At 65.5% G+C, this 17,881-nt stretch carries 14 protein-coding genes, 1 tRNA gene and 1 pseudogene; 1 reads left to right on the top strand and 15 read right to left on the bottom strand.

Translation table 11 applies throughout. The features are described 5' to 3' along the window. Positions 1–2,331: a TonB-dependent receptor domain-containing protein gene (locus D7Y61_RS06420; protein WP_180865587.1), complete on the top strand. Its 2,331-nt coding sequence runs from the start codon at positions 1–3 to the stop codon at positions 2,329–2,331. A 120-nt stretch (positions 2,332–2,451) separates the two neighbouring features. Here D7Y61_RS06420 and D7Y61_RS06415 read toward each other — a convergent pair. The 15 genes and pseudogenes from D7Y61_RS06415 to rlmE form a co-directional block, all read right to left on the bottom strand. Continuing rightward, positions 2,452–2,544: transfer RNA gene (locus D7Y61_RS06415), tRNA-Ser, on the bottom strand. Positions 2,545–2,622: 78 nt separating this feature from the next. Further along, entirely contained in the window at positions 2,623–2,826 is a 204-nt protein-coding gene (gene csrA, locus D7Y61_RS06410; RefSeq protein WP_004152909.1) for a carbon storage regulator CsrA, read from the bottom strand. A 147-nt stretch (positions 2,827–2,973) separates the two neighbouring features. Further along, a complete protein-coding gene (gene alaS / locus D7Y61_RS06405; protein ID WP_180865586.1) occupies positions 2,974–5,622 on the bottom strand; it encodes an alanine--tRNA ligase in 2,649 nt (882 codons plus the stop codon). Between the two features lie 109 nt (positions 5,623–5,731). Then, the gene (recX, locus tag D7Y61_RS06400) at positions 5,732–6,223 is read right to left on the bottom strand and encodes a recombination regulator RecX (RefSeq protein WP_180865585.1); all 492 of its coding nucleotides are present in this window, start codon (positions 6,221–6,223) and stop codon (positions 5,732–5,734) included. A 110-nt stretch (positions 6,224–6,333) separates the two neighbouring features. Further along, the gene (gene recA, locus D7Y61_RS06395) at positions 6,334–7,371 is read right to left on the bottom strand and encodes a recombinase RecA (RefSeq protein ID WP_180865607.1); all 1,038 of its coding nucleotides are present in this window, start codon (positions 7,369–7,371) and stop codon (positions 6,334–6,336) included. A gap of 204 nt (positions 7,372–7,575) precedes the next feature. Next, positions 7,576–8,211: a transcriptional repressor LexA gene (lexA, locus tag D7Y61_RS22465; protein ID WP_032128412.1), complete on the bottom strand. Its 636-nt coding sequence runs from the start codon at positions 8,209–8,211 to the stop codon at positions 7,576–7,578. A 585-nt stretch (positions 8,212–8,796) separates the two neighbouring features. Next, positions 8,797–10,122, bottom strand: a pseudogene (gene ubiB / locus D7Y61_RS06390) (2-polyprenylphenol 6-hydroxylase); the annotation flags it as partial. Positions 10,123–10,156: 34 nt separating this feature from the next. Further along, positions 10,157–10,651 carry a CinA family protein gene (locus D7Y61_RS06385; protein ID WP_010484249.1) on the bottom strand — a complete coding sequence of 165 codons (495 nt, stop codon included), beginning with the start codon at positions 10,649–10,651 and terminating at the stop codon, positions 10,157–10,159. A 121-nt stretch (positions 10,652–10,772) separates the two neighbouring features. Next, positions 10,773–12,083 (bottom strand): ribosome rescue GTPase HflX, encoded by a 1,311-nt coding sequence (hflX, locus tag D7Y61_RS06380; protein ID WP_180865583.1) that lies wholly within the window; start codon positions 12,081–12,083, stop codon positions 10,773–10,775. 14 nt (positions 12,084–12,097) lie between these two features. Beyond that, positions 12,098–12,373: an RNA chaperone Hfq gene (gene hfq, locus D7Y61_RS06375; RefSeq protein WP_004152891.1), complete on the bottom strand. Its 276-nt coding sequence runs from the start codon at positions 12,371–12,373 to the stop codon at positions 12,098–12,100. 96 nt (positions 12,374–12,469) lie between these two features. Then, positions 12,470–13,423: a tRNA (adenosine(37)-N6)-dimethylallyltransferase MiaA gene (gene miaA / locus D7Y61_RS06370; RefSeq protein WP_180865582.1), complete on the bottom strand. Its 954-nt coding sequence runs from the start codon at positions 13,421–13,423 to the stop codon at positions 12,470–12,472. Beyond that, the gene (gene folP, locus D7Y61_RS06365) at positions 13,423–14,319 is read right to left on the bottom strand and encodes a dihydropteroate synthase (RefSeq protein WP_180865581.1); all 897 of its coding nucleotides are present in this window, start codon (positions 14,317–14,319) and stop codon (positions 13,423–13,425) included. Before folP ends, miaA begins: the two co-directional genes overlap by 1 nt. Before the next feature lie 583 nt (positions 14,320–14,902). Next, on the bottom strand, positions 14,903–15,088 hold the full coding sequence (locus D7Y61_RS06360; protein WP_180865580.1) for a hypothetical protein: 186 nt from the start codon (positions 15,086–15,088) through the stop codon (positions 14,903–14,905). Between the two features lie 103 nt (positions 15,089–15,191). Next, the gene (gene ftsH, locus D7Y61_RS06355; RefSeq protein ID WP_164171323.1) at positions 15,192–17,126 is read right to left on the bottom strand and encodes an ATP-dependent zinc metalloprotease FtsH; all 1,935 of its coding nucleotides are present in this window, start codon (positions 17,124–17,126) and stop codon (positions 15,192–15,194) included. Positions 17,127–17,195: 69 nt separating this feature from the next. Beyond that, positions 17,196–17,828, bottom strand: a complete 633-nt coding sequence (rlmE, locus tag D7Y61_RS06350; protein ID WP_005409014.1) for a 23S rRNA (uridine(2552)-2'-O)-methyltransferase RlmE — start codon at positions 17,826–17,828, stop codon at positions 17,196–17,198. Between the last annotated feature and the right edge of the window lie 53 nt (positions 17,829–17,881).

Here is a 17,881-nt window from a genome sequence, read left to right as displayed (position 1 = left end):
ATGCGTCGTCATCTCCTTGCTGCAGCCATTCTGTTCGCCATCCAGTCCGCTCATGCCGCGGACGAACCCACCCTTCCCACCCTCCGGGTCGAGGCCACCCAACCCTCGCGCATCGACAGCCGGGTCACCGTCGACAACCCGCAGGCGCAGAACCGCACCCTGGGCAACCTGCTGGAGCACGTCTCCGGCGTGCAGAGCAGCGCCTTCGGCCCGAACGCCGGCGCGCCGGTCATCCGCAGTCTCGGCGGCAACCGCGTGCAGATCCTGCAGGATGGCCAGTCCGTCCTCGGCATGAACGCGATCAGCGGCGACATCAACATTCCGTTCGACCCGCTGTTCGTACGCAGCGTCACCGTCAACAAGTCGTCCGATAGCGTGCGCTACGGTAGCAACGCGATCGGCGGCAGCGTGGAGATCGACTCCGGCCTGATCTCGCGCAGCATGGAAGACAAGGACCAGTCGATGGAACTGGTCCTGCGCAAGGGCTTCAATGCCGCCGACGCGCAGGGCTTCCGCATGAACTTCAACAACCAGCACAACGTCTCGACCAACCTGCAGGTCTCGCGCCAGCGCATCTCGCACTACGACATCCCCGGCAACAGCAAGGCCAGTGTCTGCAACACGCGCCTGTTCCCGCCGACCGGTGGCGTGAACTCGGCGCTGGCCGACAGCTGCCAGAAGGAAGCGCGCGTGCAGCAGATCTACAACAAGGCCTCGCAGCCTTACATCGACCAGTTCATGACCGAGAACCCGGACTGGGCCGACGGTGATTTCTCGTTCTACACCAACAACCCGACTTCGGTCTGGCAGCGCCGCACCTACATCAATCCGGTCAATCCTGCCTATGTTGCTGGCACACCCTCATACGTGCAGAAACAGATCAACAACGATGTGACGCCCGACTACCATCACCGGCTGGGCAACAGCTACGCGCGCAACTCGCAGGTGGCGTTCGGCTCCACGCTGTTCTTCGATCGCGGCTACGTCGGTGTCAGCATTGATGCCAAGGACAGCGAATACGGCGTGCCGGGCTTCTCGATGCAGAACCTGTCGTTTGGTTCCAACTACAAGGATGGGCTGCCGGTGGGCGTGGTGATCAAGCAGCAGCGCTACGCGCTGGAAGCACTGCTGCGCGATCCGCTGCCGGGGTTCGAGCGTGCCGAACTGCGCGTTTCCAGGCTCGACAACACCTCCGGCGAACGGCTGGGTGCTTCCAAAGCCAACGACTACGATTTCGAGAGTACCCAGGCCGAACTGCTGCTCAGCCACCAGCGGATCGGACCGCTCAGCGGCCTGCTCGGTTTCAGCCACCAGTCGCGTGACGTGACCGGCAGTGGCTCGCTGCGCTATCTGCCTGATGTGGACTCCCGCAGCAACGCGGTGTTCCTGAAGGAAACGCTGGACGTCGGCTGGGCCACCTTCAATGCCGGCGTGCGCCACGAGCGTGTCGATCACGAACTGCAGCCGAGCCGCTTCAAGACCGCGCGCAATGCTGCCAACAGGAAACTGCAGGATCGTTCCTACCGGCTCAACAGCTACAGCCTGGGTTCGTATGTCGAGCTCGGTCCGTTGTTCGCCGCCAAGGTGCGCTACTCGTCCTCGCAGCGCGCACCGGAGATCAACGAGTTGTATGCGAGCAACGCGCATTACTCGGTCATGACCCAGGAAGAAGGCAACCAGAACCTTGAGCCGGAACGCGCGAAGAACCTGGAGCTGACCGGCCTGTTCCACGTCGGCGGTTTCGAACTGTCTGCCACCGCCTACCGGATGAAGTACGGGAACTATCTCTACCTCGGCTATTCCGGCGTGCAGACGGCCAACCGCCTGCCGCTGAAATACTGGAAGCAGACCGACACCACGGTGAAGGGCTTCGAGATCGACGCATCGCAGGCTCTGGATCTGGGCCGCTATGGCACGTTGAACCTCTCCGCCTTCGCCGACCTGGTGAAGAACAAGGCCGATCGCCCCGATTCGCTGCGCGCCCACAACGATGGCGAGTACCTGCCGAACATGCCGACCAACCGCTACGGTGCCAACCTGCAGTGGCAGCGCGAAGGCTGGAAGGCGCAGCTGTCCAGCACCTATTACGACACGCAGAAGTACCTCGGCCGCAACGTCAGCGAGGAAGTGCCGCTGGATGCGTTCAATCTGGTCGACCTGCAGGTCAGCCGCGAACTGCCGGTACGCAACAGCTACATCGCCGGCATGGAAGTGTTCGTCAATGGCAGCAACCTGCTCAACGAGGAAGCACGCCCGCACAACTCGCCGCTGAAATACATCGCGCCGTTGCCGGGGCGTGGGTTCCAGGTGGGGGTGACGGTAAGGCTCTGAGCCGGGGGCATCCGAAGCACCATCCATTGATCGATGATCAGTGGGTGGTGCACCGGCAATGAGTGCCGCCATAAAGAAAAACGCCTGCAGATCGAGGATCTGCAGGCGCTTCTTTGTATCTGGCGGAGTGAGAGGGATTCGAACCCTCGATAGAGCTTTTGACCCTATACTCCCTTAGCAGGGGAGCCCCTTCGGCCACTCGGGCATCACTCCGGGGTTTTCTCCGCGTCTGGTGCGTTGCACCTCAGCGGGGCGTGAATCATAACGTTAATCGAGTGCGAAGGTAAAGCGTTATTCGGCAGAATTTTCGCTACCGGTGCCACCGGCTTCGTCACCGCGCTGGATGCGCTGATAGATCTCTTCGCGATGCACAGCGACGTCCTTCGGCGCGGTGATGCCGATACGCACCTGGTTACCCTTGACGCCAAGCACGGTGACGCTCACCGAGTCACCGATCATCAGGGTTTCGCCGACGCGGCGAGTCAGGATCAACATTTTTGTAAGTCTCCATGGAACCGTGTGGAAGGGTATCCCCCACCGGCTTGACGCTCCGTCAAGAAGCGCTACCACGACAAAGGGAAAAGATTCGCAATGGTACCGTCAGCCATCCCGCTCCTACAAGGAGGGGGACGGCCAGGTTCATCACAGGCGGGGGCTGACCCATTCGACGACTGCAGCCAGCGCAGTGGCAAGGGCGGGCCCGTCCTCGCCACCACCCTGGGCGAGGTCCGGGCGTCCGCCGCCCTTGCCCCCGATCTGACTGGCGATATGGGACAACAGTTCCCCGGCCTTGACCTTGCCCATTGCACTGCCGTTCACACCCGCGACCAGGGCGGCCTTGCCGTCCTGGGCGCCGGCCAGCACGATCACCGCGTTGCCCAGCTGCTGCTTGAGGCGGTCCACGGCGTCACGAAGGGCCTTGGCATCGAAGCCCTCCAGGCGGGCCGCCAGCACCTTCACGCCGGCAACCTCGACGGCCTGGCTGGACAGGTCGGCCGTGGCACCTGCGGCGACCTTGGCCTTCACGGCTTCCAGTTCGCGCTCCAGCTGCTTCTGGCGCTGGCCAAGGGCACGGATCTTCTCGACCACGTCGGTAGCGCTACCGCCGAGCAGTTCAGCGGCCTCGGCCAGGCGGGCCTCTTCGGCGTCCACGTAATCCAGGGCGCCCTGGCCGGTAACCGCCTCGATGCGGCGCACGCCGGCGGAGACACCACCCTCGGAGGTGATCTTGAACAGGCCGATGTCGCCGGTACGGTTGACGTGGGTACCGCCGCACAGCTCGGTGGAGTAGTCACCCATCTTCAGCACGCGCACGTGCTCGCCGTACTTCTCGCCGAACAGCGCCATCGCACCGAAGTCCAGCGCTTCCTGCATGCCCATGTTGTGCACTTCGGCGGCGTTGTTGGCGCGCACCTGCTGGTTGACCTTGCGCTCGATCACGGCAAGCTCTTCCGCGCTGATCGGCTGGAAGTGCGAGAAGTCGAAACGCAGGCGGTCCGGAGCGACCAGCGAGCCCTTCTGCTGCACGTGGGTGCCCAGCACTTCGCGCAGGGCGGCGTGCAGCAGGTGGGTGGCCGAGTGGTTGAGGATGGTGGCGCCACGGCGCTCGCCATCGACCTGGCCGGACAGGACGTCGCCGACCTTCAGGCCGCCTTCGGACAGGGTGCCGACGTGGCCGTGGAACTGGCCAGCGAACTTCTGGGTATCGTCCACCGCCAGGCGCACGCCGTTGCCGGTCAGCACGCCGGTGTCACCGACCTGGCCGCCGGACTCGGCATAGAAAGGGGTCTGGTCGGTGATCACGATGACGGCGTCACCGGCATCGGCCGACTGCACCGGTCGACCGTCCTTCAGCACGGCCAGCACGGTCAGGCCATCGGCCTGCAGGCGGTCATAGCCCAGGAACCGGGTCGGGCTGAGGGTCGCAACCAGCTCCGCCGGCAGGGTCACGCCGCCGCCGAACTTGCCGGCCGCACGTGCGGTTTCGCGCTGCTGCTCCATCGCAGCATCGAAGCCGGCGATGTCGACCGTCAGGTCGCGCTCGCGGGCGATGTCCTGGGTCAGGTCGAGCGGGAAGCCATAGGTGTCGTACAGGCGGAAGGCGTCAACGCCCGGGATCACGCCATTGCTGGCCTTGCCCGCGACGTCCTCGAAGATCTTCATGCCGGCGTCGAGGGTTTCAGCGAAACGCTCTTCCTCGGCCTGCAGCGCACGGGTGACGGTGTCTACTGCTGCCGGCAGTTCCGGATAGGCCTCGCCCATCTGCTCGACCAGGGTCGGTACCAGCTTGCTGAAGAACGGCTGGCGCACGCCCAGCATCCAGCCGTGGCGCAGGGCGCGGCGGATGATACGGCGCAGCACGTAGCCACGGCCTTCATTGGACGGCAGCACGCCATCGACGATCAGGAACGAGCAGGCGCGGATGTGATCGGCGATCACGCGCAGCGACTTGTTTTCCAGGTCGGCGGTGCCGGTCAGCTCGGAAGCCTTGCGGATCAGTGCCTGGAACAGGTCGATCTCGTAGTTGGTGTGCACGTGCTGCAGGATCGCCGCCAGGCGTTCCAAGCCCATGCCAGTGTCCACGCACGGTGCCGGCAGCGGCACCAGGGTGCCATCCGGCTGGCGGTCGAACTGCATGAACACCAGGTTCCAGATTTCGATGAAGCGGTCACCGTCTTCATCCGGGGAACCCGGGGGACCGCCGGCGATATGGTCGCCGTGGTCGTAGAAGATCTCGGTGCACGGGCCACAGGGGCCAGTGTCGGCCATCTGCCAGAAGTTGTCCGAAGCGAACGGCGCACCCTTGTTGTCGCCGATGCGCACGATACGCGCTTCCGGAATGCCGACCATGTCGCGCCACAGTTCGTAGGCTTCGTCGTCGGTCTGGTACACGGTGACCAGCAGGCGCTCGGCTGGCAGCTTCCAGACCTGGGTCAGCAGTTCCCAGGCCCAGGCGATCGCGTCCTTCTTGAAGTAGTCGCCAAAGGACCAGTTGCCCAGCATTTCGAAGAAGGTGTGATGGCGTGCGGTGTAGCCGACCTGGTCGAGGTCGTTGTGCTTACCGCCCGCGCGCAGGCAGCGCTGGACGTCGGCTGCACGCACATAGCTGCGCTTCTCCGCGCCAAGGAACACGTCCTTGAACTGCACCATGCCGGAGTTGGTGAACAGCAGGGTGGGATCATTGCCCGGCACCAGCGGCGCCGACGGCACGATGGTGTGGCCTTTGCCCTTGAAGAATTCAAGGAAGTCGCTGCGGATCTGGGAAGTCGTGAATTTGGCGGATGCGTTCATTGGGGGCTGGCAGTCTGCGGGCCGGCGGACCCGGACCACCGGCCGCGTTGGCCAGGGTCGCGAGGGACCGCCGAAAACCTAAAGGGTATCAGGCCCGGCGCCGCCAGTCTCAGTCATCCGGGTCGTAGCGGGTCGCGCGGCGGATGCTGTCGCCGTCGAAGCCGCGTCGGGCCAGCAGATCGGCGGCCTTGCGCCGCTGCACCAGGTCCTTCGGGCCGGCCTCGCCGAAGCGTCGGCGGACCAGATCACGGGCGTTTTCCTGCCAGTCTCCTTCATAGCTGTCCATCGCCGCAGCAATCGCGGCACTGTCCAGGCCGTGGGTCCCCAGCTCGGCACGGACATGGATCGGCCCATAGCCGGTGTTGGCGCGCATCCGCACCAGGTTCTCGGCAAAACGGGTGTCGTCCTGCCAGCCGGCCTCGGTCAGCTTGGCGACAGCCGCCTGCGCGGCTTCGTCTTCGATGCCACGGGCGGTCAGCTTGCGGGTGAGTTCCTTGCGCGAGTGCTCGCGACGGACCAGCAGGCCCAGCGCTCGTTGCACGGGGGTCTGCTCACGCGGCCGGCGCTTGCGGCCGGTCGGAATGTCTTCGGCGTCGGACATGGGTACTCCAAGGGTGGCGCCATCCGTGGCACCCAGCCCATCCCTGGGCGATTCGAACCTGCGGGACAGGGCGACGTCACTGACGGCGCCGCCCTGCCCCACAGCAAGCCTTACTCGTCGTCGCCTTCGTCGTCGCCTTCCTCGCGGGCCGCTTCGGCCGGCTGGAATTTCTCGCGCAGCTCGGCCTCGAGCTTGGCGGCGACGGCCGGGTTATCGCGCAGGTAGCCGCGGGCGTTGTCCTTGCCCTGGCCAATGCGTTCTTCACCGTAGCTGTACCAGGCGCCAGCCTTCTCGACCAGCTTGGCATCCACACCCATGTCGATCAGTTCGCCTTCACGGCTGATGCCTTCGCCATACAGGATCTCGGTGATGACCTGCTTGAACGGCGGTGCCAGCTTGTTCTTGACGACCTTGATCTTGGTCTGGTTGCCGATGATCTCGTCGCCCTTCTTGATCGCGCCGATGCGACGGATGTCCAGGCGGACCGAGGCGTAGAACTTCAGCGCATTGCCGCCGGTGGTGGTTTCCGGGCTCTGGCCCGGCATCATCACGCCGATCTTCATACGCAGCTGGTTGATGAAGATCACCAGGGTGTTGGAGCGCTTGATGTTGCCAGTCAGCTTGCGCAGCGCCTGGCTCATCAGGCGGGCCTGCAGGCCCGGCAGCTGATCGCCCATCTCGCCTTCGATTTCGGCCTTCGGGGTCAGCGCGGCGACCGAGTCGATCACCAGGATGTCGACCGAACCCGAACGGACCAGCATGTCGGCGATTTCCAGCGCCTGCTCGCCGGTATCCGGCTGCGACAGCAGCAGGTCGTCCACGTTTACGCCCAGCTTGGCGGCGTAGATCGGGTCCAGCGCGTGCTCGGCGTCGATGAAGGCTGCGGTGCCGCCCATTTTCTGGCATTCGGCGATGGCCTGCAGGGTCAGGGTGGTCTTGCCCGAGGATTCCGGCCCGTAGATCTCGACGACACGGCCCTTCGGCAGACCGCCAATGCCCAGTGCGATGTCGAGCATCAGCGAACCGGTCGGGATGGCTTCGACGGGCTCGACCACGCGGTCGCCCATGCGCATCACCGAGCCCTTGCCGAACTGCTTTTCGATCTGGCCCAGAGCTGCAGCGAGGGCGCGCTTCTTGTTCTCGTCCATCGGATGGGTCCTTGCAGAGGTCGTGTCGTTGGAGGTGCTGTCTTTGGGGGTCTTCTTTGCCATGGGCTCACTTTAAGTCGGACGTATCGCACAGGCTGAGATTCTGCCCGGCGCTCTGAAAAGAATTATCGGACATCCGTACCAACCTCAGTGGAACCAGAGAATCGCCACAAAAGACCGCGGGGTAATGCGCTATGGAACTGGTCAACGGTTGGGCCGCAGCAGGCCGCAATAGAGGCCCTCGATCGAGAAGTCCTGATCCGGCAGCACCTCGATCGGCTTGTAATCGGGATTGCGCGGCAGCAGGCGGATGCGGTCCTTGGCGATCTTCAGCAGCTTGACGGTGATCTCGTCATCGATGCGCGCCACCACGATCTGCCCGGAATGGGCGTCGCGGGTGCGGTGCACGCCGATCAGGTCACCATCGAAGATGCCCTCGTCGATCATCGAATCGCCCTGCACCTTCAACAGGTAATCCGGTGCCGGCGAGAAGAACACCCGGTCCAGCACCACGAAGTCGTCCGAGCCGATATCGGCACCGATCGGCAGGCCGGCCGCAACCCGGCCCAGCACCGGCAGGCGCAGCACGCTGTCAGGCAGGCCCGGCTCGGCCAGCTTCTCGACCGGGGGCGCCTGCACCAGGCGGATGCCGCGGGCCTGGCCCGGGATGCGACGGATCGCACCGGCCTGCTCCAGGGCCTCCAGGTGGTACTGGGCCGCGCGCACGCCCTTGAAGCCGAACGCACGTGCGATTTCCGTCTGCGACGGCGGTGCGCCTTCGCTCTCGATACGCTCGGCGATCAACTGCAGGATCGCCTGCTGGGTGTCGGTTAGGTCCATGATTAGTAGTATTACTACTAATACCCGGAACTGCAAGTGCCGCGGGCGACAGGGGGGGGGCGGACCTGTGGGGCCGAGGCATGCTCGGCAGGCGTGCCCCGGCCAGCCGGCCGGCGAAGGCGAAGGCAAAAGCAAGGGCAATAGCAGATGCAGCCGACTAACAGTCGGCTCTACAGGAATCGCTGCGCGATTCCGCGGTTCCCTTTGGGTACCGCTGCGGCAAGCACACWAGGTGTGCTTGCCGCTTCTCCATATCGAGAACAGGATCCACACCCCGCAGAAGCCGGCGCCGATGAAGCCGCACACGCCCAGCGCCAGCAGCCAGCGGCTGGAAACGCCACCGACGCTGTGCATCACGATCGAGGAGCCGATGATCAGCGCGGCGGTCACGATGCCCATCACCAGCCGGTTCGCTGCGCGGTTCACCTGTTCGCCGAAGCCCTGCAGCGCAGTGGTTTCCACCTTCAATTGCAGGCGGCCCCGACGCGCCGCCTGCACCAGCTTGCGCAGGTCGCGCGGCAGCTCACCGGCAAAGTCGACCAGACCCAGCAGGCTGCGGCGGCCACGCTTGAGCAGCGCCTTGGGCGCATAGCGCTGCAGCACCACCCGTTCCAGGAACGGGCGCGCGGCGCTGGCCATGTCGAAATCCGGGTCAAGCTGGCGACCCATGCCCTCCAGGGTCAGGAAGGCCTTGATCATCAACGCCAGGTCGGCCGGCAGGGTCAGGCTGTAGCTGCGCAGCAGCTGGGTGATGTCGCCCAGCATCAGGCCGATGCGCAGGTCCTTCAGCGGCACGCCACGGTACTGGTCAACGAACTGGCTGATGTCGTGCTGCAGCCGGTTCTCGTCCACCTCAACACCGCCGGCCCAGTCCAGCAGCACGTCAGCCACGCCCTGCGGGTCCTGCTCGACCAGCCCGTGCAGCAGCTGCGCGACCTGGAAGCGGCGCACTTCGGACAGCGCGCCAACCATGCCGAAGTCAATCACGCCGATGCGGCCATCACGCAGATAGATGATGTTGCCGGGGTGCGGGTCGGCGTGGAAGCTGCCGTCCTCCAGTACCATCTTCAGCACGATGTCGGCGCCACGCCGTGCCAGCTCGCGCCTGTCCAGCCCTGCGGCATCGACGCCGGCCAGGTCACGCCCAGGAATGCCGTCAACGAAGTCCTGCACGTTCAGGCTTTCGCAGGTCCACTGCCAATGCACGCGGGGAATCAGGATGTCATCACGACCATTGAAGTTGCGCGCGATGCGCTCGGCATTGCGGCATTCGGCGGCGAAATCCAGCTCGCGGCGCAGCGACACGGTGAACTGCTGCACGACTTCGGCCGGGCGGTAACGACGCAGATCCGGCAGTCGGGCCTCGACGATCTCGGCCAGGCGGGCCAGCAACCGCAGGTCGGCCTCGACCACATCGCGGATGCCGGGGCGCCGTACCTTCAGCACCACCTCGCGACCGTCATGCAGGCGCGCACGATGGGCCTGCGCCAGCGAGGCCGCCGCCATCGGGGTTGCATCGAGGAACGCGAACACGTCCTGCGGAGACGCACCAAGATCGGCTTCGAGCTGCTCGCGGATATCCGCATACGGCAGCGCCGGCACCGCATTCTGCAGCTCGGACAGTTCAGCGATCCATTCCGGCGGCAGCAGGTCGACGCGCGTCGCCAGCACCTGGCCAAGCTTGACGAACGTGGGACCGAGATCCTGCATCGCACTGCGCACGCGCACCGGCGCAGTCATCCGCAGCAGCTCCTGGCGGTCCTCGTTCCAGTGCAGCAGGCGCCCTGCCCGCTCCAGCGTAGTGGCCAGGCCGATGCGCCGCACCACGTCGCCGAAGCCATAGCGGATCAGGACAACCGCAATTTCCTGCAGTCGGCCCAGGTCACGGACCGTGCCCAGCGTTTCCCACATCATGCGTGCTCCGGACGATTACCGGAGCAGCATGTCACAGCTGGGCGTCGATACCGCGCAATGCCGCCGCCACGGTTTGCCGGCGGATGGCTTCGCGGTCGCCATCGAACTGGAACAGCTCGGCGCGGGCATAGCCGCCACGGCGCTTCCAGCCGATCCAGACACTGCCGACCGGCTTGTCCGGGCTGCCACCGCCGGGGCCGGCGATGCCAGTCACCGCCACCGCGATGCCGGCACCGGAATTGACCAGTGCGCCGGAGACCATTTCCAGCACGGTTTCGCGGCTGACCGCACCGAACTGCTCCAAGGTCTGCGCGCGCACGCCGAGCAGGCGCTGCTTGGCTTCGTAGCTGTAGACCACCATGCCGCAGTCGAAGAAGGCCGAGGACCCGGCAATGTCGGTCATGCACTTGGCGATCCAGCCGCCACTGCAGCTTTCAGCGGTCACCAGCTGCAGCGAGGCCTGCTGCAGGCGCTGCCCGAGCGCGGCAGACTGGGCATTGAGTTCAGCGTCGGTGGGGATGGACATCGGCATGACGGTGGGGTGAAGAACCTGCACGTTGTACCGCAGATGACAGGCGGATGTCGCGGCCCCCGCCACGGTTGCGCTGCCGGCCAGCGGCCGGCACTACCGTGCATGTGCCTCTAGCTCACCACTCCGGCAGCTTCTCCGGGAGCAGCGCCCGGATCGGCGCACCGTCGGCACTGGCGGCCAGCTTTTCGGCTTCGGCAATCGGCAGGTCAACCTGCAGCAGCCAGCCCGCTTCATCGGCCTGTTCGCCGCGGATCACTTCCAGCTGGTGCAGGCGCGCTCGCAGGCGGCCCGCATCCGGCGGCAGGCGCAGTTCGCCGGTGACGTGCTGCAGGCCCAGGCGCTTGCCCAGTACCGCCTGCAACAGCTCCAGTCCCTGCCCGTCACGGGCGGAAATCCACACTCGTTCGCGGCGCGATTCGTCCGGGATGCCGTCCTGGCCATCATGGCGGACGTCGGCACCGTCAATACGGTCGATCTTGTTGAACACCAGCAATTGCGGCAGGTCACCGGCACCGACTGCGGTCAGTACCTCGTCGACCTGGGCGATGCGCTCCTCGCGGTGCGGATCGGCAGCGTCGACCACGTGCAGCAGGAAATCGGCCTCGCGCGCCTCCGACAGCGTCGAGCGGAACGCGGCGACCAGATCATGCGGCAGGTCACGGACGAAGCCGACGGTGTCGGCCAGCACCACGTTGCCACCAGGCACCGCAATGCGGCGCACGGTCGGATCCAGCGTTGCGAACAGCTGGTCGGCGGCATAGGCCTCGGCGCCGGTCATGGCGTTGAAGAGGGTCGACTTGCCGGCGTTGGTGTAACCCACCAGGGCCACGCGCGGCAGCTCGCTGCGCACGCGCGCACGGCGCATCTGGGTGCGCTGCACTTCAACCTTTTCCAAGCGCTTCTGCAGCTGCTCGACCCGCTTCTGCAGCAGGCGACGGTCGGTTTCCAGCTGGGTTTCACCCGGGCCACGCAGGCCGATCGAACCACCGCGCTGGCGCTCCAGGTGGGTCCAGCCGCGCACCAACCGCGTGGCCAGGTGGCGCAGCTGTGCCAGCTCGACCTGCAGCTTGCCCTCGTGGCTGTGCGCACGCTGGGCGAAGATATCGAGGATCAGGCCGGTACGGTCGATCACCCGGCGCTCCAGGAACCGTTCCAGGTTGCGCTCCTGGCCCGGGCTCAACGCATGGTTGACCAGGATCAGATCGGCACCACTGGCATCGGCCGCCGCCTTGATCTCGTCCAGCTTGCCGCTGCCGATCAGGGTCGACGGGTTCGGACGATCCAGGCGCGCGGTGATCGTCGCGGCGATGCTGGCCCCAGCCGAGCGGGCCAGATCACCGAACTCTTCCAGCACATCGTCTTCCAGCTTGCCGAAATGGGGCTGGATCAGCAGGGCGTGTTCGCCCTTTTTCGAGCGGTCAAACATTCACCGCTCCGATCTTACTCGTCTGCTTCATCACCTGCCTGACCACCTTCACCCGACTGCACATAACCACCGCCCGGACCAACCTTCACGTTGCGTGCCGGAACGACCGTGGAAATGGCGTGCTTGTAGACCATCTGACTGACCGTGTTGCGCAGCAGGACCACGAACTGGTCGAACGACTCGATCGTGCCCTGCAGCTTGATGCCGTTCACCAGGTACACCGAAACCGGCACGCGTTCGCGCCGCAGTGCGTTCAAGAAAGGATCCTGCAGCGATTGCCCCTTGGACATTGCACACTCCTGATTATTGTTCTTATTGGGTTGCCGACGGTTGCCACGGCCCCCGAGCCGCCCGCCGACCGATGATGTTACACGGCTGGCGGGGGTTCAGCGTGCGACGAAGGTCGACACCGCGCCTGCCAGGCGCTCCCCATCAACATGGGGGTCGAACCAGCGCGCATCAAGCTCGCCGCGCAGCCAGGTCAGCTGGCGCTTGGCCAGCTGGCGGGTGGCGAAGATCGCCTTGTCACGGAAACGGGCGGCATCGCTCTCGCCGTCGAGGTATTCCCAGGCTTGGCGGTAGCCGACCGCGCGCACCGCCGGCAGGTCCAGCGGCGCCGTCACGGCGGCCATTTCCGGCATTGCACGTAGTGCCCGCACCTCATCCAGGAAGCCCTGCGCCAGCATGGCGTCGAAGCGCGCCTCGATGCGCTGGTGCAGCACCGCGCGGTCACGTGGGGCCAGGATCAGCTTGAGGGTGCGTACCGGCAACGGCGCCACACCCGGCCGGCGCTGCCATTCGGTGATCGGGGTACCGGTCAGGCGGTAGACCTCCAGCGCCCGCTGGATGCGTTGCGGGTCGGTAGCATGGATGCGCGCGGCCGCGGCCGGATCGACCTCGGCCAGTTCGGCATGCAATGCCGCCCAGCCGCGTTCGGCGGCTTCGGCGCTGAGGACCTCGCGCGTTGCCGGGTCGGCCTCCGGCATCGGCGACAGGCCCTGCAGCAACGCACGGAAGTACAGGCCGGTGCCACCGGCCAGGATCGGCACTTTGCCACGCGCCACGATGTCGGCCACGACCCGGCCGGCATCGGCGGCGAACTCGGCTGCCGAGTAGGTCTGCCAGGGATCGCGCAGGTCCAGCAGATGGTGCGGCGCCTGCCCGCGCTCGGCCGCATCGGGCTTCGCCGAACCGATATCCAGATGGCGGTACACCAGCGCCGAATCGACGCTGACGATTTCGCCATCCAGCTGCCGGGCCAGGGCGATCGCGGTGGCGGTCTTGCCACTGGCGGTCGGCCCCATCACGGCGATCGCCAGTGGCCGCCGGTCGATGCCCATCAATCTTCGTCCGGCCAACGGATCGTCGGCGTGGCGTCGGCACGCGGCGTCGGCACGGCCTCGACCGCCTGCCAGATCTTCAGCGCATCCACCGTGGCCGCCACGTCATGCACGCGTACGATGCGCGCGCCGCGCTGGACCGCGATCAGGTGCGCGGCTACCGAAGCCGCCACCCGTTCGGATGGCGTATCGCGGCCGGTCAGCTCGCCCAGGCTGCGTTTGCGCGACAGGCCAGCCAGCATCGGCACGCCCAGTTCCAGGAAGCGCTCGGAGCGTGCCAGCAGGGTCATGTTGTGGGCGGTGGTCTTGCCGAAACCGAAACCGAGATCGATCAGCAGGTTCTTCTTGGCGATACCGGCCATTTCCGCAGCGAACAGCCGCTGCACCAGGAAACCATGCACCTCGGCGACCACATCGTCGTAGTGCGGATCGGCCTGCATATGGCCAGGTTCGCCCTGCATGTGCATCAGCACCACCGGCACGCCGGCGTCGGCAGCGGCTTCCAATGCGCCGTCCTGGCGCAGGCCGAAAATATCGTTGATCATGCCGGCGCCGACGGCCACGGCTGCTCGCATCACTTCCGGCTTGAAGGTGTCGACGCTGATCGGCACCGGGGTGCGGGCGGCCAACTGCTCGATCACCGGAATCACCCGGCGCAGCTCCTCCTCGACCGATACCGGCGCAGCGCCCGGACGGGTCGATTCGCCGCCGATGTCGAGCAGGTCGGCGCCCTCCTTCACCAGTTTCAGGCCGTGCGCGACCGCGGCTTCGGTAGTGTCGTGCGCGCCGCCATCGGAGAACGAGTCCGGGGTGACGTTGACGATGCCCATGACCCGGGCACGGTCCAGGCGCAGGATGCGACCGGCGCAATCGAGCTGGAGCGAGGTATCGAACATGGGCAATCCTGCAGGGACAACGGCGGGTAGTTTAGTTCGGCAGGGCTGCGCCCTGCACCCGCAGAGGCAACAGCCACGGCAAGAGCCCAAGCAATAGCAGAAGCTGGTTTCCTGAGGGTAGCCGGGGTGGGTCCGGCTGCGGGAGACGCCGTAAACCCATCCATGGGGGCTTGGCCGCGGCATCCATGCCGCGGACACTCCCGCAACCGGACCCACCCCGTCTTCGACAGTTTCTCGCGATCTGCAGTAGATCCACGCCATGCGTGGATGAATCTCCATCGGAATCGAATATTTCGAACTGGAGGCGAAATGCATCCACGCATGGCGTGGATCTACCGTGTCGACCAAGGTCGACACCTACCAACAGCCGCCGAAATCTGTCAGAGGCTGGGCGGTGTGGCTGCGCAGGACTGTTGGCGCCAAGGATGGCGCCATCGAGCTCCCATGGATGGGTTTACGGCGTGTCCTGCGCAGCCACACCGCCCAGCCAAACCACGGAATGCCGCTGTTGCTGTTGCTGCTGAAGTTGCCGGCTAACGGCCGGCACTACCACGGGTGCAGGGCGCAGCCCTGCCGATACCCCTCAACGGCGGCGGCGCTTGCGGTCCATGTACAGGGTCCTGGCGATGCTCAGCACGATGCCGACCGCGATACCCACCACGCACCCCAGCAGCAGGTTATCGGCACTCAGGCCTACGCCCACGCCGACTACGGTGGCGATCACCATCTCTACGTTGTGGGAAATCGGTTCGGGCTTCGGGGCGGACATGCAGGCTCCAACATCAGTTCGGTTCTTCGAGAGCGGGCCGGTGGCCCGGAAACGACGAAGCCGGGTTGCCCCGGCCTCGTCTCGTGTCACGTACCGCGGGCCGTCAGTGCGACTCGGCCGGGCCTGCGATCGGCGGCAGCGGACGGGCGTCGCCGCCCTTGTCATTGCCGCCGTCCTTGTTCGACTTGTTCCAGCCGGCCGGCGGCGGCGGATCGCGTCCTTCCATGATGGCGTCGATCTGCGGCGCATCGATGGTCTCGTACTGCAGCAGCAACTGGGACATCGCGTGCAGCTTGTCGATGTTGTCGGTCAGTAGCTGGGTGGTGCGGGCGTAGGCCTTGTCGAGGATGTTGCGCACTTCCTCGTCGATACGGCGCGCCGTGTCGTTGGACACACTCTTGTGCTGGGTGACTGAGCGGCCCAGGAACACCTCATCGTCCTCCTCGCCATAGGCGATCGGACCGAGCTGCTCGGACAGGCCCCACTTGGTGACCATGTTGCGGGCCATCTTGGTGGCGCGTTCGATGTCGTTGGAGGCACCGGTGGTGACCTTGTCCTCGCCGAAGATCAGCTCCTCGGCAACGCGACCGCCGTAAAGCGAGCACAGCTGCGACTGGATCGCTACACGGTTCATCGAGTACTTGTCGCCCTCCGGCAGGTACATGGTCACACCCAGCGCACGGCCGCGCGGAATGATGGTGACCTTGTAGACCGGGTCATGCTCGGGCACCAGGCGGCCGACAATGGCGTGGCCGGCTTCGTGGTATGCGGTCAGGGTCTTCTCGTCTTCGCTCATGGCCATCGAGCGGCGCTCGGCACCCATCAGGATCTTGTCGCGGGCACGGTCGAAGTGGTCCATGCGGACTTCCTTCTCGTTGCCACGCGCGGCGAACAAGGCCGCCTCGTTGCAGAGGTTGGCCAGGTCGGCACCGGAGAAGCCCGGGGTACCACGCGCGATCACCATCGGCTCGACGTCGTCGGCCAGCGGCAGCTTGCGCATGTGCACCTTCAGGATGTGCTCGCGGCCCTTCACGTCCGGCAGACCGACCACGACCTGGCGATCGAAGCGGCCCGGGCGCAGCAGCGCCGGGTCCAGCACGTCCGGACGGTTGGTCGCGGCAATCACGATCACGCCTTCGCCACCTTCGAAACCGTCCATCTCGACCAGCAGCTGGTTCAGGGTCTGCTCGCGCTCGTCATGACCGCCGCCCAGGCCGGCACCACGGTGGCGGCCGACGGCGTCGATTTCGTCGATGAAGATGATGCACGGTGCGTGCTTCTTGGCCTGCTCGAACATGTCGCGCACGCGGCTCGCGCCGACGCCGACGAACATTTCCACGAAGTCCGAACCGGAGATCGAGAAGAACGGCACCTTGGCCTCGCCGGCGATGGCCTTGGCCAGCAGCGTCTTGCCGGTACCCGGCGGACCTACCATCAGCACGCCGCGCGGAATCTTGCCACCCAGCTTGGTGAACTTGGACGGGTCGCGCAGGAAGTCGACCAGTTCGCCCACTTCTTCCTTCGCCTCGTCGCAGCCGGCGACGTCGGCGAAGGTGACCTTGATCTGGTCTTCGCCCTGCAGCTTGGCGCGCGACTTGCCGAAGGACATCGCGCCCTTGGCACCGCCGCCACCGCCCTGCATCTGGCGCATGATGAACAACCAGAAGCCGATGATCAGGATGACCGGCAGGAAATTCATCAGGATCGCGCCGAGGGAAATGCCGCTGGACGGCTCCTCCTGCACGATCTCCACGTTCTTGGTGCGCAGCACGTTGATCAGGTCACGATCGAACGGCGCGGTGATGGTGGACGACTGCCCACCGCGGGTGGTGTAGGTCAGCTGGCTGGTGCCGCCGCGCATGTCGCCGCCGAAAGCGACCTTCTGCACGTTGCCGCTGTCCACCTGGTCCAGGAACTGCGAATACGACGCGCCCTGCGCCCCGGCCCCGGAGGACTTCGGCGAGAAGCTCTGGAAGACCACCATCAGCACGACGGCGACGACCACCCATAGCAGGAGGTTCTTGGTCAAGTCGTTCATCCTCATTGGCTCCGGTGTTCCTCTTAGTGCTGGCGTTGCGTTGGGGTCGAACTTGCGTACGTTGCGAGCTTACTTCATGTGGGCGCGTTTTCCCTGACCCAAGGCATACACCTCGGGAGAGCGCTTGCGCGACGCTTCCGGCTTGCGGATGGAAACCTTGTCGTACCTGCGGCGCATGTCGCGCACGTAGTCGTCAAAGCCTTCACCCTGGAACAGCTTGATCAGGAACGCCCCACCGGTCTTCAGGTGGTTGTCGGCAAAATCCAGGGCCAGCTCCGCCAGGTGCATCATCCGCGGCTGGTCAACCGCGCCCACACCACTCTTATTGGGGGCCATGTCCGACAGCACAAGGTCTACCGGCTGATCCCCGAGCATGGCTTCAAACTGCGATAGGACGGCTTCTTCCCTGAAGTCACCATGAAGGAACTCCACGCCGGCCAGCGGCGGCATGTCCAGGATGTCCAGCGCCAGCACGCGGCCGGTGTCGCCGATCTGTCTCCGCACCTGCTGAGACCAGCCGCCCGGGGCCGCACCGAGGTCGACCACCACCATGTGCGGCTTCAGCAACCGGTCACGTTCAAGCAGCTCTTCGAGCTTGTAGGCGGCGCGCGAGCGCATGCCTTCGGCCTGGGCCTTCTTCACGAAGGGGTCGGAGAAGTGTTCCTTGAGCCAGCGCTGGCTGCTTTTGCTGCGGGTAGCCATTGAAAATAGGGGCTGATGGGGTCCTCATGATACCCTGATCGCCCCATTCAACC

Source organism: Stenotrophomonas maltophilia (assembly GCF_013464485.1).
In the GTDB taxonomy this organism is placed as follows: Bacteria; Pseudomonadota; Gammaproteobacteria; order Xanthomonadales; family Xanthomonadaceae; genus Stenotrophomonas; species Stenotrophomonas maltophilia_AW.
The sequence above is the reverse complement of the archived record's forward strand: the minus strand, read 5'-3'. Positions and strand labels throughout refer to the sequence as shown.

What these genes read in the sequence shown, in the direction of transcription:
- D7Y61_RS06420 (WP_180865587.1), top strand. Translation starts at nt 1, where the DNA reads ATGCGTCGTCATCTCCTTGCTGCAGCCATTCTGTTCGCCATCCAGTCC.
- csrA (WP_004152909.1), bottom strand. Translation starts at nt 2,826, where the DNA reads ATGTTGATCCTGACTCGCCGCGTCGGCGAAACCCTGATGATCGGTGAC.
- alaS (WP_180865586.1), bottom strand. Translation starts at nt 5,622, where the DNA reads ATGAACGCATCCGCCAAATTCACGACTTCCCAGATCCGCAGCGACTTC.
- recX (WP_180865585.1), bottom strand. Translation starts at nt 6,223, where the DNA reads ATGTCCGACGCCGAAGACATTCCGACCGGCCGCAAGCGCCGGCCGCGT.
- recA (WP_180865607.1), bottom strand. Translation starts at nt 7,371, where the DNA reads ATGGACGAGAACAAGAAGCGCGCCCTCGCTGCAGCTCTGGGCCAGATC.
- lexA (WP_032128412.1), bottom strand. Translation starts at nt 8,211, where the DNA reads ATGGACCTAACCGACACCCAGCAGGCGATCCTGCAGTTGATCGCCGAG.
- D7Y61_RS06385 (WP_010484249.1), bottom strand. Translation starts at nt 10,651, where the DNA reads ATGTCCATCCCCACCGACGCTGAACTCAATGCCCAGTCTGCCGCGCTC.
- hflX (WP_180865583.1), bottom strand. Translation starts at nt 12,083, where the DNA reads ATGTTTGACCGCTCGAAAAAGGGCGAACACGCCCTGCTGATCCAGCCC.
- hfq (WP_004152891.1), bottom strand. Translation starts at nt 12,373, where the DNA reads ATGTCCAAGGGGCAATCGCTGCAGGATCCTTTCTTGAACGCACTGCGG.
- miaA (WP_180865582.1), bottom strand. Translation starts at nt 13,423, where the DNA reads ATGGGCATCGACCGGCGGCCACTGGCGATCGCCGTGATGGGGCCGACC.
- folP (WP_180865581.1), bottom strand. Translation starts at nt 14,319, where the DNA reads ATGTTCGATACCTCGCTCCAGCTCGATTGCGCCGGTCGCATCCTGCGC.
- D7Y61_RS06360 (WP_180865580.1), bottom strand. Translation starts at nt 15,088, where the DNA reads ATGTCCGCCCCGAAGCCCGAACCGATTTCCCACAACGTAGAGATGGTG.
- ftsH (WP_164171323.1), bottom strand. Translation starts at nt 17,126, where the DNA reads ATGAACGACTTGACCAAGAACCTCCTGCTATGGGTGGTCGTCGCCGTC.
- rlmE (WP_005409014.1), bottom strand. Translation starts at nt 17,828, where the DNA reads ATGGCTACCCGCAGCAAAAGCAGCCAGCGCTGGCTCAAGGAACACTTC.